General features: G+C 57.8%; 21 protein-coding genes. 10 read left to right on the top strand and 11 right to left on the bottom strand.

Translation table 11 applies throughout. From position 1 onward, the window contains the following. Positions 1–16: 16 nt before the first annotated feature. The 4 genes from JN414_RS01125 to JN414_RS01140 all read right to left on the bottom strand — a co-directional run bounded on the left by JN414_RS01125 (position 17) and on the right by JN414_RS01140 (position 5,144). Positions 17–1,099: a nucleoside hydrolase gene (locus JN414_RS01125; RefSeq protein WP_202206354.1), complete on the bottom strand. Its 1,083-nt coding sequence runs from the start codon at positions 1,097–1,099 to the stop codon at positions 17–19. A 35-nt stretch (positions 1,100–1,134) separates the two neighbouring features. Next, entirely contained in the window at positions 1,135–2,286 is a 1,152-nt protein-coding gene (hemW, locus tag JN414_RS01130) for a radical SAM family heme chaperone HemW (protein WP_202206355.1), read from the bottom strand. Then, on the bottom strand, positions 2,283–4,310 hold the full coding sequence (locus JN414_RS01135; protein ID WP_064273768.1) for a potassium transporter Kup: 2,028 nt from the start codon (positions 4,308–4,310) through the stop codon (positions 2,283–2,285). The genes hemW and JN414_RS01135 overlap by 4 nt, the downstream gene beginning before the upstream one ends. 99 nt (positions 4,311–4,409) lie before the next feature. After that, positions 4,410–5,144 carry a YggS family pyridoxal phosphate-dependent enzyme gene (locus JN414_RS01140; protein ID WP_099210766.1) on the bottom strand — a complete coding sequence of 245 codons (735 nt, stop codon included), beginning with the start codon at positions 5,142–5,144 and terminating at the stop codon, positions 4,410–4,412. A 21-nt stretch (positions 5,145–5,165) separates the two neighbouring features. Between JN414_RS01140 and JN414_RS01145 the strand changes: the two genes are divergently transcribed. From JN414_RS01145 to JN414_RS01160, 4 genes are all read left to right on the top strand, one after another. Then, complete coding sequence (locus JN414_RS01145; RefSeq protein ID WP_202206356.1) at positions 5,166–6,506, top strand: RsmB/NOP family class I SAM-dependent RNA methyltransferase; 1,341 nt, start codon at positions 5,166–5,168, stop codon at positions 6,504–6,506. 743 nt (positions 6,507–7,249) lie between these two features. Further along, a complete protein-coding gene (locus JN414_RS01150) occupies positions 7,250–7,609 on the top strand; it encodes a GntR family transcriptional regulator (RefSeq protein WP_202206357.1) in 360 nt (119 codons plus the stop codon). Next, entirely contained in the window at positions 7,606–8,481 is an 876-nt protein-coding gene (locus tag JN414_RS01155; RefSeq protein ID WP_202206358.1) for an ABC transporter ATP-binding protein, read from the top strand. Before JN414_RS01150 ends, JN414_RS01155 begins: the two co-directional genes overlap by 4 nt. Next, a complete protein-coding gene (locus tag JN414_RS01160) occupies positions 8,478–9,398 on the top strand; it encodes an ABC transporter permease (RefSeq protein ID WP_202206359.1) in 921 nt (306 codons plus the stop codon). The genes JN414_RS01155 and JN414_RS01160 overlap by 4 nt, the downstream gene beginning before the upstream one ends. Positions 9,399–9,448: 50 nt before the next feature. Here JN414_RS01160 and aroE read toward each other — a convergent pair whose 3' ends face one another. The 4 genes from aroE to JN414_RS01180 form a co-directional block, all read right to left on the bottom strand. Then, a complete protein-coding gene (aroE, locus tag JN414_RS01165) occupies positions 9,449–10,309 on the bottom strand; it encodes a shikimate dehydrogenase (RefSeq protein WP_202206360.1) in 861 nt (286 codons plus the stop codon). A 114-nt stretch (positions 10,310–10,423) separates the two neighbouring features. After that, positions 10,424–12,019, bottom strand: a complete 1,596-nt coding sequence (locus JN414_RS01170; protein ID WP_202206361.1) for an ATP-binding protein — start codon at positions 12,017–12,019, stop codon at positions 10,424–10,426. A gap of 2 nt (positions 12,020–12,021) precedes the next feature. Further along, a complete protein-coding gene (locus JN414_RS01175; protein WP_046900890.1) occupies positions 12,022–12,747 on the bottom strand; it encodes a response regulator in 726 nt (241 codons plus the stop codon). A 60-nt stretch (positions 12,748–12,807) separates the two neighbouring features. After that, positions 12,808–13,851, bottom strand: a complete 1,044-nt coding sequence (locus JN414_RS01180) for a cysteine synthase A (protein ID WP_086634001.1) — start codon at positions 13,849–13,851, stop codon at positions 12,808–12,810. Positions 13,852–13,909: 58 nt separating this feature from the next. Here JN414_RS01180 and JN414_RS01185 point away from each other — a divergent pair, with 58 nt between their 5' ends. Continuing rightward, a complete protein-coding gene (locus JN414_RS01185; protein ID WP_202206362.1) occupies positions 13,910–14,302 on the top strand; it encodes a rhodanese-like domain-containing protein in 393 nt (130 codons plus the stop codon). On the opposite strand, the gene JN414_RS01190 is transcribed toward JN414_RS01185, so the two are convergent. Next, a complete protein-coding gene (locus tag JN414_RS01190; RefSeq protein ID WP_202206773.1) occupies positions 14,278–15,198 on the bottom strand; it encodes a DUF2272 domain-containing protein in 921 nt (306 codons plus the stop codon). The two genes, JN414_RS01185 and JN414_RS01190, sit on opposite strands and share 25 nt — an antisense overlap. Before the next feature lie 536 nt (positions 15,199–15,734). Beyond that, positions 15,735–16,829: an S-methyl-5-thioribose-1-phosphate isomerase gene (gene mtnA / locus JN414_RS01195; RefSeq protein ID WP_202206363.1), complete on the bottom strand. Its 1,095-nt coding sequence runs from the start codon at positions 16,827–16,829 to the stop codon at positions 15,735–15,737. A 216-nt stretch (positions 16,830–17,045) separates the two neighbouring features. Between mtnA and JN414_RS01200 the strand changes: the two genes are divergently transcribed. Further along, complete coding sequence (locus JN414_RS01200; protein ID WP_202206364.1) at positions 17,046–17,228, top strand: hypothetical protein; 183 nt, start codon at positions 17,046–17,048, stop codon at positions 17,226–17,228. Between the two features lie 101 nt (positions 17,229–17,329). After that, positions 17,330–18,409 (top strand): glycosyltransferase family 4 protein, encoded by a 1,080-nt coding sequence (locus JN414_RS01205; protein ID WP_237389857.1) that lies wholly within the window; start codon positions 17,330–17,332, stop codon positions 18,407–18,409. Here the strand turns inward: JN414_RS01205 and JN414_RS01210 are convergent. Next, positions 18,384–19,382, bottom strand: a complete 999-nt coding sequence (locus JN414_RS01210; protein ID WP_202206365.1) for an aldo/keto reductase — start codon at positions 19,380–19,382, stop codon at positions 18,384–18,386. The two genes, JN414_RS01205 and JN414_RS01210, sit on opposite strands and share 26 nt — an antisense overlap. A 59-nt stretch (positions 19,383–19,441) precedes the next feature. On the opposite strand from JN414_RS01210, the gene JN414_RS01215 reads away from it, so the two are divergent. From JN414_RS01215 to JN414_RS01225, 3 genes are read left to right on the top strand one after another with little or no spacing between them, the layout of a single operon-like run. Then, complete coding sequence (locus JN414_RS01215) at positions 19,442–20,740, top strand: O-antigen ligase (RefSeq protein WP_237389817.1); 1,299 nt, start codon at positions 19,442–19,444, stop codon at positions 20,738–20,740. A 22-nt stretch (positions 20,741–20,762) separates the two neighbouring features. Beyond that, positions 20,763–21,749 (top strand): GTP-binding protein, encoded by a 987-nt coding sequence (locus JN414_RS01220; RefSeq protein WP_202206366.1) that lies wholly within the window; start codon positions 20,763–20,765, stop codon positions 21,747–21,749. After that, positions 21,746–22,786 carry a WD40 repeat domain-containing protein gene (locus tag JN414_RS01225; protein WP_202206367.1) on the top strand — a complete coding sequence of 347 codons (1,041 nt, stop codon included), beginning with the start codon at positions 21,746–21,748 and terminating at the stop codon, positions 22,784–22,786. The genes JN414_RS01220 and JN414_RS01225 overlap by 4 nt, the downstream gene beginning before the upstream one ends. The last annotated feature ends 38 nt before the right edge of the window (positions 22,787–22,824 follow it).

The following is a 22,824-nucleotide window of genomic DNA, read 5'->3' on the forward strand; positions in this document are numbered from 1 at the left end:
TCTGGAAAGTCTGGTGTCAGTGCGTTCCCATGGCATTCTGAGCCTGGGCGACGAACTCGTTGATAAAGCGCTTCGTATCCACGGACTGGACGATTTTCACCTTGCGAAGGCCCATGCCCTTGGGTGCAGTCGCATCCGGCCAGACATGCGCATGTCCGTAATCCATGCCGGGTGCCGTGTTGATGTCCATATAGGCATCGACAGACTTCGTAACCAGATCTGGCTCTACAGCAATTGCAGAGGTCAGTTCATCCCACAGCGGAAGGGGGCCGTAGAACTTCTGAAGATACTCAGTGACCGGCGTTTTCTTCTCCGCGATGCGGTTCATCAGCTCATGCGTCATCATGATGTCGTTGGAGACATTGCCGACGCATGTGATGGCAGCCCACGGCGCGGTCAGTGTGATGTGGGCTGCTTCCGGATCGCCGATCATGTTGAAGTCTGAGGCAAAGTCCGCATTGCCTGTGATGGACATCATGCTGGAGTCCAGCAGACCACCCATGAATACAAGCTGCTTGGCCGTAGCGGCAAAGGTGGGGTCCAGCCGGATGGCAAGAGCAAGGTTGGTCAAAGGACCTGCCGCGATGATCGTGACCTGATGTGGGTGATTATGGACGGCCTTGATCAGCACCATCGCCGCGGGGAGCGGATCGACGGCCATGTGTGGTGTGCCTTCGGCCATCTTTCCGAGTGCGGGCTGTGTCTCTGGAGTGTGGTCAATGGAGCCCAGACCACCCCATGCGCCCTTCCAGGGAATAGTGCCGTACTGCTTCTCACGAAGCTTCGTTGCCGCCACGGTGTTGACGAGTGGCATGGTAGCGCCATCCGCTACGGGGATCTGAGTCTGCTTTGCAATTTCCAGGAAGCGACGGAGATGTGCGGATTCAGCGTTCTCCCAGTCGTCTCCGATCGTCACGGTCAGAGCCAGAAGATTGACGTTTTCGCGGTTAAGCAGCGGGATGACGGACTGGATGTCTGAGCCGCCTGGGCCGAGATAGTCGTTATCCTGAATGTAATATCCCGGAGCCACAGGGGCAGCGGACGCAATGCCGGTCAGAGCGCAGGCAGCAAGGAGGGCAGAGAGAATGGATCGGCGCATGGTCTCGTCCTGTTAATTAACGCCCGATCATGCCTTCATGTGACCAATCTTGCCAGTAATGCTTCAAGACGAAGTCTTCCTTCACCCGTCGCCTTCAGAATTCCGCCGTCACGGGTGAGGTAGTTTTCTTCCAGACAAGCCTCAAGCATGAACGGATCGACGCACTCTTCCATCGGTCTACCCGTGCGTTCGGTAAATCTGGCTTCATTGATGCCTTCAGACAAACGCAGCCCCATCAGAAGCGCTTCCCGGCCACGTTCTTCCGCAGACAGAAGGGTTTCGTCCGTACTGCCAGAACCCGTTTTTTCAACGCGGTCCGCCCAGGGTTCAGGGGCGCGGTGACGACGGGTTGCGTAAAGCTCTCCATCCAAAGTCAGGCGACCATGCGCGCCGGGGCCGATGCCGATATAATCGGCGTAGCGCCAGTAGGTCAGGTTGTGGCGGCTTTCCGCGCCGGGCCGGGCATAGTTGGACACTTCATAGGGGAGGAGACCGTGCTTTGCGGCCGTATCGCCGGTGAGGTCATAAAGGCGCGCAGCGTCTTCGGCATCCGGGAGCGTCAGCTCTCCACGCCGGTGCAGGGCTTCGAACTTCGTGCCGGGTTCAATCGTGAGCTGATAGAGCGACAGATGGTCCGCCACCAGATCCAACGCGGTGGACAGTTCATTTTGCCAATCAGCATCGCTCTGGCCGGGACGGGCGTAGATCAGATCAAACGAAATGCGCGGAAACAGCGTGCGTGCAATTTCGAGTGCCCGAATAGCCTGTCCTGAAGAGTGTTCCCGACCGAGCATTTTCAGGGCGTCGTCACGAAGGCTTTGCACGCCGAGCGAGACGCGGTTTACGCCTGCCTGACGGAAAGCCGCAAATTTTCCGGCTTCGACGCTGGTCGGATTAGCTTCGAGCGTAATTTCCAGATCCGGCTCGGCATCAAAAAGCTGATGCGCATCTTCGATAAGAGCTGTGACCGTTTCCGGAGCCATCAGGGACGGTGTGCCGCCGCCGAAGAAAATGGAGCGGAGTGGACGGCGGCCCAGACGGGCCGCGTCATGCGCCAGTTCACGACGCAAGGCTGCGGCGAAGCGCTTCTGCGGAATTTCATCCCGGACGTGGGAATTGAAGTCGCAGTAAGGGCACTTCGCCAGACAGAATGGCCAGTGAATGTAGAGAGAAAGAGGTTCGGTCAAATTGCAATCCGGACGCCAAACTCCACCACGCGATCAGGCGGGATACGGAAGAATTCCGTGGTCGAGGCAGCATTACGCAGGAGAAGCAGGAACAGCCACATCCGCCAGAGCTGCATCTTGGGAACGCGGGAGCGAACCACAAGCTCGTGGGATGTGAAATACGAAGCCTGAATGGCATCAAACGCCACACCAAGTGCCTTCAGCTCCATGAGCGCACGCGGCAGGTTTGGCATTTCCATGAAGCCGTAGCGGACGATCACGCGATTGATGTTCGGAGCCAGTTCCTGAACGATCGTGCGGTGGCCACGCTCAGCCTCCGGCTGATCAAGGTTCTGCACGGTCACGAACATGACATGTTCATGCAGCACCTTGTTGTGCTTCAGATTATGCAGCAGCGAGTTCGGGACCACGTCCGGATTGGCTGTTAGGAAGACCGCAAGACCCGGAACGCGGATGGTGCGGGACTGCGGCAGGCGGGCCAGGAACGAGGCCATAGGCATGGAGTCAGCCTGCTGCTTGGCGGCAATCAGGCCACGTCCGCGCTTCCAGGTGGTCATGACGATGGTGCTGATAATACCGATGGCGAGTGGGACCCAGCCGCCATCCGGGATCTTCAGGACGTTGGCGGAGAAGAACACTGCATCCACGACAAAGAACAGTCCGAACACGGCGCCGACGGCAGCAGCACTCCACTTGAAGGTGCGGCGGAACACGACCATTGCCAGAACGCAGGTGCACAGGAACGTACCGGTCACGGCGATGCCGTATGCAGCGGCCAGTGCAGCGGAGGACCGGAAGGACAGAACCAGTACCAGTGCGCCGAAACCGAGGATCCAGTTCAGGGACGGCAGGTAAATCTGTGCTTCTTCTGAGGCATTGGTGTGCACAATGCGGGTACGGGGCAGGTAGCCAAGCTGAATGAGCTGGCGGCAGAGCGAGAAGCTTCCCGAAATACCGGCCTGAGATGCAATGACGGTTGCGAAAGTGGCAAGGATCAGAAGTGGGATCTGCGCCCAGTGTGGCCCGAGATGATAGAACGGGTTGGCCAGTGTTGCCGGATCATGGATCAGCAGAGCCGCCTGACCAAAATAGTTCAGGGTAAGGGATGGCAGCACGAAAAACAGCCATGCCTTGCGGATCGGGGCCCGGCCAAAATGGCCCATGTCAGCATAAAGTGCTTCTGCACCCGTCACGGACAGCACGACAGATCCCAGCGCGATAAACGACAGGTATCCGTGCAGGACAATGAATTCGAGGGCAAAGGTGGGAGACAGCGCCAGCAGGATGTGCGGGTAAAGCAGAATCCCGCGGACACCGAGAATGGCAAGAACGGTGAACCAGAGCACCATAATCGGCCCGAACGCCTTGCCGATCTTGCCCGTTCCGAGGGCCTGCGCCGCAAAGAGTGCGACCAGAACCACCATCGCGATCGGGATGATGACATGGCTGGCAGAGGGGACGGCGATTTCGATGCCTTCAACGGCAGAAAGCACCGACACGGCCGGCGTAATGATGCTGTCACCGAAGAAAAGACAGGTGCCTGCAATGCCGACGAGACCGAATAGCCATCGGAATTTCTGGGATTTGCAGACGCGCTGGGCGAGGGACATCAGGGCGATGATGCCGCCTTCACCGTCATGGTCTGCCCGCATGATGAGGATGACGTATTTGAACGTCACGATCAGCATGAGTGCCCAGAACGTCAGGCTGGCCAGTCCCATGACTTCCCAAGCGGCTGCCGGATGCTTGGCAGATCCTACAATGCCGACGGAAGACTGAAGGGCGTAGAGCGGGCTCGTTCCGATATCGCCATACACGACACCCAGAACAGCCAGAAGCGCGCCAAAGCCGCCGGGCTTCTTGTGGCCGCCAGCGCCCTCTGTGTCACCGAGTTCAGAAGTATTTCCGTCTTTGTGCGCCTGTTCGATGGTCTGAAGGACTTCGCCGCTGTCCACCGGAACCCCGGCGCCGGGGTAAGGAGGGGAAGCGTGATCGCCGTCGTGTTCTGGCATCGGTGGTTCCATTTACGGGCATCGCAGGAAACCATCGCCTCACAGGGATGTGTCGAAGCGTGGTCTATTCCCCCTCATGACAAGATTTCTTACAGGGATGCAAGGTGCGCGTTAGGATCCGGTCATGGGGCGGGAGCCAAAAATGGCACTTCCAACCCTTACAAGGGTGGCGCCTTCGGCTATGGCTGTCTCGAAATCAGCCGACATGCCCATGGATACCACGGGGAGTCCGTGGCGCTGTGCAAGCTGTGTCAAGAAGTGGAAATGTGGAGCGGGATCTTCATCTTCTGGCGGGATACACATCAACCCACGCACCTTCGCTCCAAAGCGCAGCATTGAGGCCTTGATGAACGCGTCCGCTTCATCGCGGGGGATGCCAGATTTCTGCGGCTCGTTCCCTGTGTTGACCTGAATGAGCAACTCCGGAAGGCGGCCTGTCTTCTCTGCAGCCTTTTCCAGCGCATCAGAAAGGGCTGGGCGATCCAGAGTCTCGATCACATCTGCGATGCGACAGGCATCTACGGCCTTGTTGGTCTGGAGGCCACCGATGATGTGCAGGCGCAGGTCTGGCCAGGTCTCACGAAGCGCTGGAAATTTGGAGGCAGCTTCCTGAACGCGGTTCTCACCAAAGACGCGCTGACCGGCCTTCAAGGCCGCTTCCACGGCATCCTGCGGATGAAATTTGCTAACGGCAACGAGGCCCACATCCGTGGCAGGGCGGCCTGATGTTTCGCAGGCCTGAATGATGCGACTACGGATGGCGGAGAGATTTTCTGCAATCTGATCGGACATTGCGGCAGAAGACTCCATTGCGTCCGGCGCCGCAAGATGCGATTTCGGCAGCATGCGAGAGATCAACGCCCGATAATGACACAGAATACGCCCCCTCGCGGCTCCGGCCGTCCGAAGAACCCGTCCGCGTCCCGCCAGGGAGGACGCCGTCCGAAGCCGGGACAGGAGCGCCGCCCCAGTCCGGATCCGACACGTGATCTTGCCTTCGACATTGTCTGCGGTGTGGTCGAACATCGCCGTATGCTCGAAACGACGCTGGACCGTGCCGGGCCGATGGACCCGCGGGATCGTGCTTCTGCGCATCGTCTGGCGGCAACAACGCTACGGTACATGGGGAGCATGACTGAAATTCTTCAGCCGATGCTGCGCCGTGAACCGCCCGAGCCTGTTCGGTGTGCGTTGCTTCTGGGTGTGGCGCAGCTGTTGCATCTGGAAACGCCACCACATGCAGCGGTAGGCACGATTGTTGACCTGCTGCGTCGTCGCGGTCTGGCGCCTTTCGCCGGGCTGGCGAATGCTGTGCTTCGGCGTGTGGCGCGTGAAGGGCGCGATCTTCTGGAAGGGCTCGATGACGCCAGACTGGATGTTCCGGCGTGGTTGTGGAGCGCCTGGGGTCATCGCGCACGGTCCATTTCCCGCGGACTGCATCGTGAGGCGCCGCTGGATCTGAGCCTGCGCCCGGGGGCAACAGCGCCTGAAGGTGGCGATGTCCTGCCGACGGGGACTGTGCGTTATCCGGCTGGGACACGGATTGCGACAATGGAAGGCTTCGAAGAGGGGCAGTTCTGGGCGCAGGATGTGGCTGCTGCCATGCCTGTGAAGCTTATGGGGGATGTCGCTGGGAAGACGGTGATTGACCTCTGTGCAGCCCCAGGAGGCAAGACGGCTCAGCTTTCTGCTGCCGGCGCAAATGTCACGGCCATCGAAAAGGAAGAGTCCCGCGCGGTTCGCCTGCGTGAGAACATCACCCGGATGCGCGCAACCGCTGAGACGATTGTTGCAGATGGCTTGAAATGGCGCCCGAAAGCACCGGTTGATGCGGTTCTGCTGGATGCGCCGTGTTCAGCAACGGGGACGTTCCGCCGTCATCCGGATGTGCTGTGGATCAAACGCCCGCGTGACGTCACGGCATTGGCGGAAGGTCAGGACGCGTTCATTGACGCAGCGCGTGACATGCTGAAGCCGGGTGGCATGCTGATGTATGCCGTCTGCTCTCTTCAGGATGAAGAGGGTCCGGATCGCATTGCAGCCGCGCTTGCACGCGGGGGCTGGAAGCATGTGCCGTTCACGGATGAAGAACTGGCGGACATGGCGATTGCCCGGACGCCGGAAGGATTTTTCCGAACACATCCCGGTCTCTGGTGGGATCGGGGCGGAATGGATGGCTTCTTTGCCGCCAGATTAATCCGCGCCTAAGAATTAAAGCCTGCCTGTTTTTCAGGCGGGCTTTTTTTTGCATTCGCTCCGAAAATACCAATATTTTAGAAATAATATGCAAAATGCTTTCGTGCGAAGGTTGCCCGCTCAACCTGCGAATATTTACTGCGAAATCGTACCTCAATGCGTAGATGGAGAGCCTTTTGGGTCTTATAAAAGTGCGCTTGTTTCCTCTAAGGATATGAAAACAAACAGAATAATTTTAATGCACATGCGCTTTTGTAGTGTCAAATTCTTTTATAATTTTTTTTATAAATAGGTTTTCATGATCCAAAATATCTAATTCTAATATTTTTTTTAAGGAGTATGGTCCGAAAAAAACAAGGCAGTAAAACCAGTATTTGCTCTGGCATTTATTCCATTGTTTCTGGTGATGTCTGCATGTTCTGGTAGCGGATTCTCCGATTCTTCCAAGAATAATGAAAAATTTTCTCAGACAATTGAGAACATTTCACCTTATGGAAATACAATTCCAGATCGCGCCATGTTCTAATCTGCTGCATGGCTGGATCTGAGGTTTTTTAGAGCGTCATCTCTTGGGAGATGGCGCTTTATTTTTGTCCAGACCTGAAAGGACCTGACCTGCGGTTGGAAACGTCGCGGGCAGGCCGGTGCGGAAATCTCCTTGCTTCCGATTTGGTGATATAGTTATGTAAATCACCAGAACGGAAATGAGGCGTACGAAATGAAGTCCCGGGCAGAGAGATTTGAGGAGGTGTGTTGTGGATGGTGCGTGGAATGAGAGCCAGCCGATCTATCAGCAACTCCGGGACAGGGTGGTCGGCATGATGCTGGATGGTGCTGTCGCTGAGGGTGACGCAATCCCGTCGGTTCGACAGGTTGCAGCCGAATGCCAGGTGAATCCTTTGACCGTGATGAAGGCGTATCAGCAGCTTTCTGATGAAGGGCTGGTCGAGAAGCGTCGTGGTCTTGGACTGTTCGTGGCGCAGGGTGCGCTGGCGCGGCTCGGTGAGAGCGAACGTCAGAAATTCCTGACGGAACAATGGCCGGAAACGCTACGGACAATCCGTCGTCTTGGTCTCAGCCTGAATGATCTTCTCAAAAAGGGAGATGTCGCATGATCTGTATTGAAGCACAGGGTCTGCGAAAAGTGCATCGCGGGGGCAAAGGTGTTCTGGGCATTGACCTCAGTATTCCATCGGGCCGAATTGTTGGGCTGATCGGACCGAATGGCGCAGGCAAGACGACAGCTCTGAATGCCATTCTGGGTCTTGTCCCCTATGAAGGTTCCCTCAAGATTCTGGGGCGTGATCCCTGGCGTGAGCGCGAAGCAATGATGCAGGATGTCTGCTTTATTGCCGATGTGGCTTTGCTGCCGCGCTGGATGAAGGTCTGGCAGGTTCTGGACTATGTCGAAGGCGTTCATCCACGGTTTGACCGGAGCCGGGCGGAGCACTTTCTCTCCCGGACAGACATTCAGAAGCGTTCTCGCGTGCGGGATTTGTCCAAGGGTATGGTCGCGCAGCTTCATCTGGCGCTGGTCATGGCTATTGATGCCAAGCTGCTGGTGCTTGATGAGCCGACGCTGGGGCTGGACCTGCTGTATCGTCGCGAATTCTACATCACGCTTCTTAATGATTATTTCGACCATGACCGCACCATTCTGGTGACGACCCATCAGGTCGAGGAAATCGAGGATATCCTCACGGATGTGATCCTGATCGGGGATGGTCGCATCACCCTACAGGACAGCATGGAAAATCTGGCGCAGCGTTTCGTGGAACTGAAACCCAGAGCGGAGACTTCGGACACTGCCCGACATCTGGGGCCGATCAGTGAAAGGCTTATCATGGGGCAGCCGATCATGCTTTTCGATGGGGTGCCGCACAGTGAACTGGCGGCCCTTGGCGAAACACGCCAGCCGCGACTGGCCGATCTGTTTCTGGTGCTGATGGGACAGAACCGTGGGAACAGGAAAGGGGCAGGGGCATGAGCGAATATGGAAAAATGACGTGGCCGCTGAAGCAATACGTCTGGACTGTCAGGCGAGAGCTTTGGGGAAACCGGTTTTTGATACTCGGCCCCTTGGTAATGGTTTGTCTGCCATTGGTTCTTCTCTGCTTGAAGCTGCACACGAGCCACCTCAAGGTCATAAAAGGGACGGCAGAAATTGTTCCACCAACCCTGTTGTTCAGGATCACGGCGGAAATGCTGTTTGGGATCGCCAATGTCGCAGCCCTGACGGTGGGGTGCATCTATGCGCTCGGTACGTTCTATAATGAACGTAAGGACCTGTCGGTGCTTTTCTGGAAGTCTCTGCCTGTCTCGGACCGATTGAGCGTCGCGGCCAAGGCGAGTGTTGTGCTTGCGATCGGCCCTCTTTTGTCGCTGTTTTTAAGCTGGGTGGCGACGATCGTTCTTATTGTCGCGACTGCACAGGCATACGGAATTTCTCCGGTGGGTCTGGCAGAACAAGCCAGTGTAGGTCATCTGATGATCTATGATATTGCCTATATCGTGCTGAATACTCTGTGGTGGTTACCGATTTATGCCGTTCTGTTCTTGGTCTCAGCCAGTGTCAGAACCGTGCCTGCCGTGTGGGTATTAGGGGGACTGGCGGGTCTCTATATTGTGGAAGCCATTGGTCTGCGTACGAACCATATTACGGGCATCATATGGGACCGCTTTTTGCATTTTCCCGGGACCGGTTTCCACGATGCCCAGATGAAGATCATCGCCACCCAGTCTGATGGGTTTGATGTACAGCATACGCCAACAGATAAGATCGTAACCGGACACCTGGACTTTCTAGCCCTGTTTTCGATGCCTTCACTTTGGTGGGGTGTGTTGCTGGCGGCGGTCTGTCTCGTTCTGACAGTCTGGCTGCGTCGCCGGGCAGAGCCTATCTAGGCAAAATCTAAAACCCTCCGTCTGTGTGCCAGACGGAGGGGGCTCGGAGTTCAGTCTCCGGATGATTCAAAAATTTCTTCCAGTGTCTGGGCCATCACGTCTCCATCGAGCGTTTTGCCCAGCCAGATCTCAACACCAATCAGGCCTTGGTTGACCAGCATTCCCAAGCCATCGAGGGTCGTGCAGCCTTGCGAGTGAGCTTCCTGAAGGAAGCGTGTTTGCGGTGGGTTGGGAATGACGTCCGCAACAATCTGCCCTTTGGTCAGGCTTTTAATGTCCACAGGCGGTATCGCCTCCGGATCACCAAGGCCAATGGATGTGGCATTGATGACGATATCTGTGCCTTCGGGAACGGAAACATCGCCCTGCCAGGGCTTCGCTTCGGCATCTGCGCTTGAGTTGTCACGCACGAGCGCAGCAATGGTCTCGGCTTTCTTGACGTCACGATTGACGATGGTGAGATGGGCGGCGCCCGCCAGTGCCAGTTCAACGGCAATCGCACGTGCGGCTCCCCCTGCGCCAAGAAGAAGAACGCGTTTTCCGGCTGGATCTGTGATCTCTTTCAAGGACGCCAGAAACCCCTTGCCGTCCGTGTTATGGCCCGTCAGGCGTCCGTCCTTGATGGCGACGCAGTTGACCGCTCCGATCAGTTTTGCTGACTCATCCAAAGCATCGAGATGTTCCAGAACCGCGACCTTATGGGGCAGGGAGCAATTGAACCCGACCCATTCCATGGCTTTGGCACCTTTGACGGCGTCAGCCAGATTGTCTGCCTTGACGTCACAGTTGATGTAACGCGCGTTCAGTCCCTCATGGATGTATGCGGCTTCGATCATGGCGACGGTTGGATTGTCTGCGCATGGTGTCGAAAATGATCCTGTCAGAATGCTGCGGAAGTTCTGGTCACTCATGTCTGGCTCTCCTGTGTTGAGGCGTCCCTGACATAAAAAGACATGCTGAACAGATTGGAACCGCCTTTGAGCGGTTCAGGCTATGGATGGCAGAGAAGTGATGAGGAGAGGGGGCTACGCCGCCAGCGTGATGATCGTCCGCAGGCCGCCTTCGCCGCGGTTCTGAAGGCGTACGTCACCCCCCTGTGCCCGCAGGATTGTCCGGGCGATGGAAAGCCCCAGGCCGGTGCCCCCAGTCTCACGGTTCCGGCTGGTCTCGATCCGCACGAACGGCTCAAAAACCCGCTCTAGCTCACCTTCAGGCAGGCCGGGGCCGTTGTCCTCGATAATGATGCGGGCGATGCGGTCTTTTTCTTTCTTCTGGGAGGGCGGAATGAGCGTGACATGCGCACTGCCACCATACTTCAGAGAATTGAGAATAAGATTGTTCAGTGCGCGTTTCAGCGCTACGGACCGGGCCTGAATCCGGACTGGTTGTACGGGCAACTCATAGACCAGCGCATCTGCCTGCTGCGGGTGGCTTTCTGCCGCTTCGTCCATGATGGTTTGCAGCAGGGTGCGCAGATCAAGGGAGACAACCTGTTCATTCGAGGCGCTGTCACGACCGAAAGCCAGTGTGGCGGCCACCATGGCTTCCATTTCATCAAGATCCGCCAGAATCTTGTTGCGCAGTTCGTCATCGTCAATGAATTCGGCACGTAGCTTCAGCCGTGTAATTGGTGTGCGCAGGTCATGCCCGATTGCGGTCAGCATAAGCGTCCGGTCCGAGACAAACCGGCGGATCCGCATGGACATCGTGTTAAAAGCAATCGCCGCCCGGCGGATCTCCGAGGGGCCGTTTTCAGGTAGAACCGTTGAGCTGTTGACGTCCCGACCAAGCGCTTCCGCGGCAGTGGCCAATGTCGTGACCGGGGCGATCAGGCGGCGTGTGGCCCAGACGATCAGCGCCCCTCCGAAGAGGGACATCATCAGGAATGCGATGATGAATGTCGGAGCTTCGAGCGGGTTGGGCAGCGGCATGACGTAACGGACGACAAGCCAGCAATGACCATCCGGCAACAGCATGGATGTGGAATGTGTCCGAAGTTCCTGGCCGGCCCAGATCTCCAGTGGGTAAAGAGAGGAAGGGAGGAACGATCCCCGCATGAAGGGGGGGATCTCTCGGTATCCTTCACGCCCGCTGCTTCCCGGCCCGTACCAGCCTTCATGAGGACGATCAAAACCGTGTTCATTAGGGAAGGGCGGGTGTTCAGGGGAGCCGAAAGGGTGTTCCCTGCTCTCTTCCCCGGGCGGTAGCGCCCCAGGGCCTCCTGGTTCCATCAACCCACCGGGGCCAAACGGAGCCGGGCCGGGACCGAAACCGGGAGGCGGGGCATGAAAGCGCCCGGGAGCGAGCCCGCCCGGCGCGAAAAAGGGAAGCGGAATTTTGTGGCTATGGATGTCCTGATCCGGCGTCCCAAGCAGAAGAACTGTTGTATTCGACGGGATGTGCAGGTCGTCTATGGCGTTCTTCCGGTCTTCCTCCTTTGTTTCTGCAATTGTGCGATAAATGGAAAAGACCTGGATCTGGTAGTCATGCATCTGGCTGCGTTCAGCCAGATCAAGACGGTCGAGCGCGTGGATTCCCAGTCCTGCAAGTTCAATGACGGCCAGCCCGACAATCAGAAGCAGGCTGGTGCGAGCGACAAGGGAACTGGGAAAAAAGCGCACTTTCAGACGCGTTCGACTTCTGCTGCAAGAACATAGCCGCCACCGCGCACGGTCTTGATGACCTGTGCATTCCTGCCGTCATCTTCCAGCTTGCGACGCAGGCGGCTGATGGCGACGTCAATGGCACGGTCGAACGGTCCAGCCTGACGGCCGCGAAGCAGCTCAAGCAGCATGTCTCGGGTCAGGACGCGGTTGGCGCGTTCCAGCAGCGCGATCAGAAGATCGTATTCGCCACCCGTCAGGGAGATTTCTGCTCCATCAGGGTTGAGCAGACGGCGGCGGACAGGATCGAGGCACCAGCCGGCAAACATGATCTTGCGGGTATCTGTGGCCTGACGTTTTTCAGACGCATCAACTGTCCGGCGCAGAACAGCGCGAATGCGGGCGAGGAGTTCGCGGGGATTGAACGGCTTGGCAACGTAATCGTCCGCGCCAAATTCCAGACCGATGATCCGATCGGTTTCATCGCTCATGGCCGTCAGCATGATGATGGGAACATTATCCTGGGTACGCAGCCACCGTGCGACCTCAAGGCCGCTTTCGCCCGGAAGCATCAGGTCCAGAACCACAAGCTGGTAATGACCGTTGGCCCAGGCTTTTCGGGCTTCACGACCATCGCGCGCAGCCGTGACGCGGAAATGGTTCCGTTCAAGGAACTTGCTCAGAAGCTCCCGGATTTCACGGTCATCATCGACGACCAGAAGATGGGGAAGGGTTTCTGTACCCATGATGATGTTACCTTCCATCGGCTTGTGGCGCGGTTCAGGTCCGCCGCGCCACTTTCGTGCTTACGCCAGCCAGGAGGGAACCGGGAGGTTTTTCGCACGAAGGAACTCAGGGTTGAACAGCTTGGACTGATACCTTGCCCCTCCATCGCACAGGATTGTAACAATCGTATGTCCAGGACCAAGCTTCCTTGCAGTTCGGATAGCTGCTGCAACATTGATGCCTGACGAACCACCCACGGACAGGCCTTCTTCTGCGGTCAGGGCAAAGATCTGCTCCAGCGCTTCCGGGTCCGCAATTCGCTCTGCATCATCAGGTGCGCAGCCCTCAAGATTGGCTGTGACACGTCCTTGGCCAATACCTTCCGTGATGGAGCCGCCGCTGATGGTCAGATCGTTGGATTTCACCCAGCCATAGAGTGCGGAACCTTCCGGGTCCGCCAGAACGATCTTTGGGGCCGTTTTGCCTGCTGCCGCAGCCTGTTCCCGCAGGCCCATTCCGATGCCTGCCAGAGTGCCGCCGGTGCCGCAGGCGCAGGTGAAGGCATCAATCTTTCCGCCCGTCTGGTTCCAGATTTCGACGGCTGTCGTGGTGCGATGGCCTTCGCGGTTGGCAGTATTGTCGAACTGGTTAGCCCAGAAAGCACCGGTTTCCTCAGCCAGACGACGTGACACATGGACGTAGTTGCCCGGGTCACGGAAGGGCTTGGCGGGGACCAGTCGCAGGTCTGCGCCGATCATGCGCAGAAAGTCGAGCTTTTCGCGGCTCTGGGTTTCCGGCACGACGATGATCGCCTTGCAGCCCATGGCCTGAGCTACCAGTGTCAGTCCGATGCCAGTATTGCCCGCCGTTCCTTCGACAACAGTTCCGCCGGGCTTGAGAGCGCCAGTGCGGAAAGCATCTTCGATGATGGCAAGTGCCGCACGGTCTTTGACCGATCCGCCGGGGTTCATGAACTCCGCCTTGCCGTAGATGTCACAACCGGTTTCTTCGGAGGCGCGCTTCAGACGGATGAGCGGCGTTCCGCCAATGGCGGCCGTCATGCTGGAGGAGGTGCTCTGCCACCCTGCCGAAACGGACTGGTGTGGGCTGGTGATGTCAGTCATACGTTCACTCCTGTGCTAACGGAATTATAGACCGCGTTTTGTAAGGATGAGGAAGGCCATGAAGGTACTGACAGCAAAGCAGGCATGGGACGTGCTTGCAAATGAAGCCGACAGCATCCTCGTCGATGTGCGGACGCCACTGGAATGGGCGGAAATTGGCCTGCCCGATTCTTCTGCCCTGCCAAGGCCCGTTGTGTGTCTGACGTGGCAGCCGGGTTTGGAACAGATGTTTCTGGAAGGACTGCTGAATGCTGTGCCTGATCAGAACAGTCGCGTCCTGTTTCTGTGCCGGTCAGGGATGCGCTCCCATAATGCAGCGCTTCTGGCTGAACATGCCGGATATGCGGATGTAAGCAATATCGTCGACGGCTTCGAAGACAAGCATGGCCCCGGCACGGGCTGGCGCGCCGGGGGACTGCCATACGTTCACATGCCGCTGTCAGGTTCCTGATCGGCGTCATAACGGACTTCAAGGACGACGCACCACGGATAGCGGCTGTCGTAGCTGTGACCTGAGCCATCAGCGACCCGCCCGTTCGCATCTGTGGGAACATGTGTCAGAGACACGGCGTCGTCCACATTGCCGCCAACGATGCTCAGCTCATGACCGAAAGGCTGGTCATTCTGATTGACGGCGGTGACGATGCCGCAATGAGCCGGGAACCCGTAAGACGTCGGAAGCATCGAGAACGTCACGGTCTTGCTACGGCCACGGCCTACGCAGATCAGATCGCCGATTTTTGGGGTGTAGCTTCCCGGATCATGTGCGCTGACACCGCTGGACTGCCCACTGGCGGCCGCGTTGATATAGGTCGCGTGGTTGGGTGAATACGGGAAGCGGTCATTCGCTCCTGCGACACGCATGACGTAGGAAATGAACGCTGCCGACCAGGCGTAGTGCCCGTCATGCGCGGCGTCGAAGCGTGTGCCGTTCGCATCGGTCTTACCCGTCCAGCCAGCTTCCGTTTCATACGGGTCCTGGCCGATCCACCAGTATTCACCCACGCGCTGCCACAAGCCGGGAATACGTTCCGGCTTCAGGGCAGGATCCGTGGGTTCTGGTCGGTCTTCCGGATCGTCATCAGCTACAGGTCCGCCGAACATGCGCCATTCCCGCAGGGCAATAGCTGCGACGTCCTGACGGTTGAAAGGCTCAAAATTACGGCTGGCAAAGTCCGGAACGTGGCTGTTGTAGCCCACCGGGCCTGTTGTGCCGTTCGCATACTGTGCGTTGGGAGTCTGGGCCGGATACGGACGGACACTGTTCTGACTGGCGCAGCCGGTCAGTGCGAACAGGGCGGCCGTAGCAGCTGTTCGCCAGAAAATATGCGAGTCTGACACAATCATCCTCATGCTGGCTCGATGAACCTGCATCTTGAACGGCAAGTGCGATGGAGCGTCAAGGGCAGGGCCTCGCATGTGAGAAAGAGAGGCTGTTTATTTAGAGAACGGAAGGAAAGAACCGTACGGCTCCTTCAATCAGAATGGCGGGTGCAAAAGGTATAAGAAGAAAAAATATATGTTTTAGGCATCTTCTGGCCTTATCCGGACCGGCTCGAAAGGACAGGAGAAGGAAAACCAGAGCAACAACCGAAATGACTGGAGCAAGACAGATATAGGTCATGAGACCCAACGCCCAGGAAATCATGCCGAGACTTTGATGCTCTTCTGGGTCCCAGCCCATCATGAAACCAGCGAGGAATAAAGGTATCAATTTGACGAGCCATGAACTCAAACCTGCATAGACGATAAGTAACGTCCGAAAGACTTGGGAGTGGGGACGCAAGGGGGCAGGCGGGAGGACACGCTCTGGTGGAATGTGGGGCAGGGCGTGCATGTAACCATTCGTTTCAAACGATTCGAATGGTTACAATGTGCCTGTATCAGTTGTCCGGGAAAAGGGTCTTTAGCCCCTCTCCGGAAGCATCACACCGGCCACGTTCGGTGATCAGTCCGGTCACCAGACGGGCTGGTGTTACGTCAAAAGCCGGATTGGCCGCCGAGCTGTTTTCTGGTGCAATACGGACGCGCCCCGGAGCACCGTTATCCGTCAGACCTGTCATGAATAGGACTTCGTTCTGGCTACGCTCTTCAATCGGGATTTCCTTCACGCCGTCCCGAACACGCCAGTCGATCGTGGAAGACGGGAGTGCCACCCAGAACGGGACGTTGTTGTCTTTGGCTGCGAGCGCCTTGAGGTAGGTGCCAATCTTGTTGGCCACATCGCCCTGTGCCGTTACGCGGTCCGTGCCAACGATGACCATGTCCACATCGCCAGCCTGCATGTAGTGGCCGCCGGCATTATCCGCGATGACGGTATGCGCGACACCATGGCTGCCGAGTTCCCAGGCCGTGAGTAGGCTGCCCTGATTGCGGGGGCGTGTCTCATCCACCCAGACATGCACCGGGATGCCTTCGTCGTGCGCCATGTAGATGGGGGCTAGTGCTGTTCCCCAGTCTACTGTGGCAATCCAGCCGGCATTGCAGTGCGTGAGAAGATTGACGCGGCCTGTCTTACCCTTGCGCTCCCAGATTTCGCGGATCAGGTCCAGTCCATGGCGGCCGATGGCTTCATTGACCTGCACGTCTTCATCACAGATCGCATCGGCTTCCACATATCCGGCTTCAACGCGCTCTGCTGGCGTGAGCGCGCGCAGACGCGTCACCATGCGTTCAATGGCCCAGCGCAGGTTGATGGCAGTCGGGCGTGTTTCGATCAGATCAGCCGCTGCTTTTCCCAGCGCAGCATCGGATGCGTCGTTCTGAAGGGCAAAAACCAGACCATAGGCTGCGACGGCACCAATCAGCGGAGCACCCCGAACCTGCATGCTGCGGATTGCATGCGCGACAGCGCCTACGTCGCGGAGTTCAAGCACCTCCACTTCCCATGGGAAGCGGGTCTGGTCGAAAATGCGGATGCTTTTGGCGTCGTCAGACGGGCGCCAGATGCTGCGATAGGCAATGCCATTGATCTTCATTGAGTGCTCCTGGGAGGCGCTCCGACATTCAGGGCGCGGAACAGAAAAAACGTCTTATAGCGCATGTGCGCGATACATTCGGTGAACTCAAGAGCAGAAACCCCCCGGTCGTATTGCGCGTTAGGCGGATATTGCCTTGCGAGGGTCCAGAAACCAGTAGTATGAATTGTATTACGTTTCATGTCTGGATTCTCTTTCTAGCTGTAGGGAAAGATAATGGCCTCTCTCGTGAACCCCGGAAATACCGCCGTGCGCGCGTCTGACGCTCAATCACGTCTTTCCACAAAAAGCAGGTCCGACAACATGACGGCTCTGGAAAAATACCGGCAGCTGCGAGAGAATCGTAAGGTGGTGCGCCGCCGGAAACTTGAGCAGGAAAAGCGTCAGCTTTCTTCCTGAGCACGCCCTCTTTCACTCTTCTGCCTCAGGCTGTTAAGCCTCTTCCGCTGCTCGGGTCCTGTTTTGCCGGGTCGGATCTGGAAAGGGCATGAGTAGTGTCTCTGCGTGTACTGACGGTTCTGCCGCCGCGTGAACTCTACGCTGAAGGCCACGCTGGCGCGATTTCCCTGCTCGTCAGCCGCATGGCCCTCTGTGATGATCGGATTATCGGTAGAGCTGTATTGGGCGTTCCGTTGCCGGGCGGCAAATTTGTTCCGCTAAAGCGTGTCATATGGCCGCTTCCTCAACGCCTGAAATATGCATTGTCCTGCGTTCGCGCAGCCCGACGCTTTCGGCCTGATCTGATCGAGGTTCATAACAGGCCGGATCTGGCCATGGCTCTGTCCCGTGTCGCTCCCGTTCGGTTGATCCTGCACAATGATCCGCGCTCCATGAGGGGCGCCAAAACTGCGACAGAAAGGTCTCGGCTCGCTACGAAAGTGCTGGTTTGCGCTGTTTCGCAATGGGTTGCGACGTGTTTTGCAGAAGGCAGCGATACGCCGCCACGCGTCGAAATTCAGCCAAACTGTGTGGATCTGTCCGTATTGCCAGCTGAGCGCCCGCGGAAAAAACAGGTTCTGTTCGCGGGAAGGGTGGTCGCAGACAAGGGGGTAGATGCTTTTGTCTCAGCCTGGGCAAGTTTGCGGCATCAGTATCCGGACTGGACAGCTGTCATTATGGGCGCAGACAGATTTGGCCCGGATTCACCGGAAACCCCGTTTTTGACTCGGTTGCGCCCTCAGGCGGCACAGGCGGATGTTCTGATGACTGGCTATCGGTCCCATCCGGATGTTCTGGAAGCCATGACGGAAGCGGCTATTGTTGTTGTGCCAAGTCGCTGGCCGGAGCCCTTTGGCATGACGGCGCTGGAAGCCATGGCGTGCGGGGCGGCTGTGATCGTCTCGCCATTTGGCGCGCTACCGGATGTAGTCGGGGATGCGGCCCTGCTAGCGGCCCCGGATGCTTCCGGAGCGCTAGAGGCCGCGCTGGGTCAACTCATGGATAACCCCGCACTCAGAGCGGAACTCGGGCGTAAAGGCCGCGAACGGGCTGCTCTGTTCAGTCTGGAGGCTGCCCGCGTGCGCCTTGTCGCGCTGCGTCAGGCAGCCATTGCTTTCAGTCGCGGTTCGGTGGCCCCATGAAGGTCGGGTCAATTGCATCCGGGACGTGACGTGCCAGAATTTCGTCCACGGCCTTCTTTTCCTCGTCGGTCAGAGACCAGCCGAAGACATCCTTCACACCGGAGACCTGTTCAGGCTTGCGTGCACCCCAAAGAGCGATGACTGGCCCCTGATCCAGAACCCAGCGTACGGCGAAGGCGAGAACGGACTTGTCGCGCTTGGCGGCCAGCTCCTTGAAGTCTTCGACAGCGGCGAGATAGCTCTCGAACTTCGGCTTCTGGAACTTCGGATCACCTGAACGCAGGTCGTCCTTCGGGAAGGTCGTATCCTTGTTCATCTTGCCGGAGAGAAGCCCGCGGCACAGTGCGCCATAAGCGAGCACCACGGCGTTATTCTTCTTGGCGTATGGGAGAATATCTTTTTCGCAGGTGCGTTCGAAAAGGTTTAGCGGGGGCTGAATTGTTGCGAGTGGAGCAACTTCGCGGAAAATATCCATCTGCTCTGGGGAGAAATTGCTGACGCCGAGCGCCCGGATCTTACCTTCTTGATGAAGTTTCTGCAGTTCGCGTGCGCTTTCATCAATGGGCGTCTTGTCATCGGGCCAATGGATCTGTTCGAGATCGATCGTCTCGACCCGCAGGCGGCGAAGGGAATCTTCCACTTCCTTGCGGATGCGGGCAGGGCGGGAATCACGGAAAACCTTGCGGTCTTCGGGTTTATCATCCGTCCAGTTCAGGCCCAGCTTTGTCGCGACGAAAGCCTTGTTTGGCTTTTCGGCCAGTGCCCGGCCAACAACTTCTTCTGAGTGCCCGAAGCCATAGACGGGTGCCGTGTCGATGAAATTGATGCCGTCATCGAGAGCTGCATGGATGGTGCGAACGCCGTTTTCATCGTCCGGGCCGCCCCACATCCAGCCGCCAATGGCCCAGGTGCCAAGAGCCACGCGGGAAACCGGAGTGTCGATGCCGGGAATGAGAATGGTGTCTGAGGACATGCCTGTCTCCATAAGAAAGGGACTGTTTCAAAAAAGCGCATTCGGATGGAGGTGGTTGCATGGAAAGTCGAAACCCGCCATCCACAATGTCCATGCGCCTGTCTTCTTTTTCCCTGACCCGCCTCGGCCAGTGGCTTGCTGTTCTGCTGCCGCTGACACTCACGCATCTCAGAGGGCTGGCGGAAGCAGACCTCGATATTCTTGCCGTTCTGCTGTTGGTGCAGTCGGCACGAACGCGGCAATGGGACTGGGCAAGAGAGCCCTGGGTCATCGCGACCTTCTGTTGGTGGGGCTGGCAGGTTTTGTGCACAGTCTGGGTCTCGCCCGGTCATGGGGCACTGGGCCAGTCTCTGGCGGCCATCCGCTTTCCGCTGGCTGCCGCAGCGCTGGGCTGCTGGCTGTTGCGCGATGACGTCTGGCGCAAAAGAGCGCTCTGGGTCACGTGTGGATGCGGGCTTTACATTGCATTCCAGATTATGGTTCAGGCGGCGTTCGGGCGAAATCTGTTCGGCGTGCCGCGCTTCCATGATGGCACTCTCACAGGCCCTTACACGCACCCCCGTGCCGCTGCCCCGCTGTCACGTCTTATTCTGCCGATGCTGATGCTTGGTTGTACTTTGATCGAGGGGTGGAAAAGTCGTTGGTCCCGCACTCTGGGGCTCTGTGCTGCGACGGTTCTTGCTGTGGCCGTCATGGTCCTCGCGGGGCAGAGAATGCCGTTCGCGCTTTCGTTGTTCGGAATTGGCATCTGCGCGCTTCTGTATCGGCCGATGCGTCCAGCCGCGCTTGTTGCGGCGGCGATGATGCCGCTTTTGATCTTTGCAGCAAGTGCGCTGTCGCCCGGCAGCTTCTCACATCTCGTTGTGCTTGCCCGGCAGCAGTTGACGCATTTCAGCCAGTCTCCTTACGGCGAGATTTACACCCATGCTGTGGTGATGGCGCAGGAACATCCTTTGCTGGGGCAGGGCTATGACGCCTATCGCCATCACTGTGATGACCCGGCGACGTTCCATGGTCTGTCGTGGCTTTCCATGGCAACGCCAGAAAAAGGCTGGCGCGATCTCTGTGTTCAGCATCCGCACAATCATTATCTTCAGGCTCTGGTAAATGCTGGTATTCCGGGCCTGATCCTGTTTGTGCTGATGGTGGCCTGCTGGCTCAAGGCGCTCTGGCCAGGGCGGCAGGGTTCAGCCATTGCAATCGGTCTTTTTGCCGCGGTCTTCATTCAGGAATGGCCCATCGCGTCCTCTTCGGATTTCATGAATCTGCCGTTGGGTGGATGGGGATTTCTGATGCTCGGTCTGGGGTTGGCCTATCGCAACGGCTTTCAAGACACGGCGCGCGGGCCTATATCGTAAGCAGATTACGGAGGCACCCCCCATGTCCAGCACCAGTGATCCGGCACGCGCCGGAACCGTTCCCGTTACTGTTCTGACCGGCTTTCTTGGCGCCGGTAAAACCACCCTGCTGAACCATATCCTGACTGCTGAGCACGGCCGCAAATATGCCGTGGTCGTCAATGAGTTTGGTGAGCTTGGCGTGGATAACGACCTCGTGGTGGATGCCGACGAGGAAGTGTTCGAAATGAACAACGGCTGCATCTGCTGCACCGTGCGTGGCGATCTGATCCGCATTCTCGGCGGGCTGCTGCGCCGTCGTGGTCGTTTTGACGGGATCATCGTCGAGACGACCGGCCTTGCCGATCCGGCCCCCGTCGCACAGACATTCTTTGTGGATGAAAACATCCGCGAGAAGGCCCGTCTTGATGCTGTTGTGACAGTTGTTGATGCCTTCAACATCATGCAAACGCTGGACGAAAGCCCGGAAGCGATCAGTCAGCTCGCATTTGCGGATGTGATCGTTCTGAACAAGACCGACCTTGCCGATGAAGAGCGCCGCAAGGAAATCGTTGCCCGCATTCGCCAGATCAATGCCGTGGCTGAAATTCACGAAGCCCAGCATGGCGGTGTGAAGCTGACGGACATTCTGGATCGTGGCGGCTTCGACCTTCAGCGTGCCCTGTCCACGATGCCGGATTTTCTGGAAAACGATCATCACTCCCATGAAGAGGGCATCGTCAGCATTTCCCTCTCTGTGAAGGAGCTGATTGACCAGCGCCGCTTTCAGGCGTGGATTGGCGCAATTCTGCAGGAGCAGGGTGGCGATATCCTGCGCTCCAAAGGCATTCTGCACTTCAAGGGTGAAGATCAGCGCTTTGCCTTTCAGGCCGTGCACATGATGGCAGATGGTGATTTCATCGGACCCTACCGTGAGGGAGAAAGCCGGGATTCCCGTTTGGTTTTCATCGGCCGTAACCTGAACCGTCCGCAGCTCCGTCGCGGCTTTGAAAGCTGCATCGCGGAATGACACGGGACATCATTGAAGATCGCGGCGCAGAACGCCGCTTCGAAAGCCCGATCATCGGTGTCGTGTCATCGCGTGATGGCAAGACGCTGGCTGCGGCCACCGCAGACGGTGAGATCATTCTTATTCCGCGCGACCAGATGAATACGCTTGGCGCCTGGACAGTTCTGCCGGTTCATGACGGGGCGCTGTGCCTGTCACAGGACAGCCTGCCGGATGCATTTCTGACGGGCGGCGAGGACGGAAAGCTTGTTCGCACCTATGCCGACGGCCGGACAGAGCTTCTGAGCGAAGGGCGCCGTTGGGTGGATTGCATTGCGTCATCCACCACACATTTCGCGTTTTCGGCTGGCCGGGAGCTTGAAGTCCGGGCGGCTGAAGGCACGACAACGCTCAAGAAGCTGGATCATCCGTCATCTGTGACGGGCATTGTTTTTGATGCCAAGGGCAAGCGCGTTGCGGCCTCGCACTACAACGGTGCGTCTGTCTGGTTCGTGCAGGCCAAGGTCGATACGGTGCGCCCGTTCGAATGGAAGGGCAGCCATATTGGCATTGCCATTCATCCGGGTGGGGAAGCTCTCGTGACGTCCATGCAGGAGAATGACCTGCATGGCTGGCGTCTGGCCGATGGGCACAATATGCGCATGAGCGGTTATCCGAAGCAGGTGCGCTCCATGGCATTCACACGCAATGGTCGCTGGCTAGCAACGTCTGGCGCAGATGCTATCGTCCTGTGGCCGTTCTTCGGTGGCGGCCCAATGGGCAAGGCTCCTTCCGAGCTGGCCCGTCTTCCGGGGCTGTTTGTCAGTGCTGTTTGCCCGAACCCGAAGGAAGACATCATTGCGGCCGGCTACGAAGACGGGACTGTTCTTCTGGCTGAGATCGGGGGTGGGGACCAGCGTGTGCTGCCTCTCTGCTCAGGCCAGAAAGCTGCCCGTGGCAAGGTGACGTCCATGTCCTTTACCCCGCAGGGCGGGGCTATCATCTTCGGAACGGAAGATGGAACAGTTGGTGTTGTGGACTTGTCCGCTGCAAGTTGAGCGTCGGTTCAGACCGTCATGAAAAGGAGGCCTTCGGG

Origin of the sequence: Gluconobacter sp. Gdi (genome assembly GCF_014132155.1) — a bacterium.
Classification (GTDB): domain Bacteria; phylum Pseudomonadota; class Alphaproteobacteria; order Acetobacterales; family Acetobacteraceae; genus Gluconobacter.

Bases quoted from the DNA above. Each gene is read 5' to 3' on its own strand.
- JN414_RS01125 (WP_202206354.1), bottom strand. From the start codon at position 1,099: ATGCGCCGATCCATTCTCTCTGCCCTCCTTGCTGCCTGCGCTCTGACC.
- JN414_RS01135 (WP_064273768.1), bottom strand. From the start codon at position 4,310: ATGGAACCACCGATGCCAGAACACGACGGCGATCACGCTTCCCCTCCT.
- JN414_RS01140 (WP_099210766.1), bottom strand. From the start codon at position 5,144: ATGCTGCCGAAATCGCATCTTGCGGCGCCGGACGCAATGGAGTCTTCT.
- JN414_RS01145 (WP_202206356.1), top strand. From the start codon at position 5,166: ATGACACAGAATACGCCCCCTCGCGGCTCCGGCCGTCCGAAGAACCCG.
- JN414_RS01155 (WP_202206358.1), top strand. From the start codon at position 7,606: ATGATCTGTATTGAAGCACAGGGTCTGCGAAAAGTGCATCGCGGGGGC.
- JN414_RS01160 (WP_202206359.1), top strand. From the start codon at position 8,478: ATGAGCGAATATGGAAAAATGACGTGGCCGCTGAAGCAATACGTCTGG.
- aroE (WP_202206360.1), bottom strand. From the start codon at position 10,309: ATGAGTGACCAGAACTTCCGCAGCATTCTGACAGGATCATTTTCGACA.
- JN414_RS01175 (WP_046900890.1), bottom strand. From the start codon at position 12,747: ATGGGTACAGAAACCCTTCCCCATCTTCTGGTCGTCGATGATGACCGT.
- JN414_RS01180 (WP_086634001.1), bottom strand. From the start codon at position 13,851: ATGACTGACATCACCAGCCCACACCAGTCCGTTTCGGCAGGGTGGCAG.
- JN414_RS01185 (WP_202206362.1), top strand. From the start codon at position 13,910: ATGAAGGTACTGACAGCAAAGCAGGCATGGGACGTGCTTGCAAATGAA.
- JN414_RS01190 (WP_202206773.1), bottom strand. From the start codon at position 15,198: ATGATTGTGTCAGACTCGCATATTTTCTGGCGAACAGCTGCTACGGCC.
- mtnA (WP_202206363.1), bottom strand. From the start codon at position 16,829: ATGAAGATCAATGGCATTGCCTATCGCAGCATCTGGCGCCCGTCTGAC.
- JN414_RS01200 (WP_202206364.1), top strand. From the start codon at position 17,046: ATGGCCTCTCTCGTGAACCCCGGAAATACCGCCGTGCGCGCGTCTGAC.
- JN414_RS01210 (WP_202206365.1), bottom strand. From the start codon at position 19,382: ATGTCCTCAGACACCATTCTCATTCCCGGCATCGACACTCCGGTTTCC.
- JN414_RS01215 (WP_237389817.1), top strand. From the start codon at position 19,442: ATGGAAAGTCGAAACCCGCCATCCACAATGTCCATGCGCCTGTCTTCT.
- JN414_RS01220 (WP_202206366.1), top strand. From the start codon at position 20,763: ATGTCCAGCACCAGTGATCCGGCACGCGCCGGAACCGTTCCCGTTACT.
- JN414_RS01225 (WP_202206367.1), top strand. From the start codon at position 21,746: ATGACACGGGACATCATTGAAGATCGCGGCGCAGAACGCCGCTTCGAA.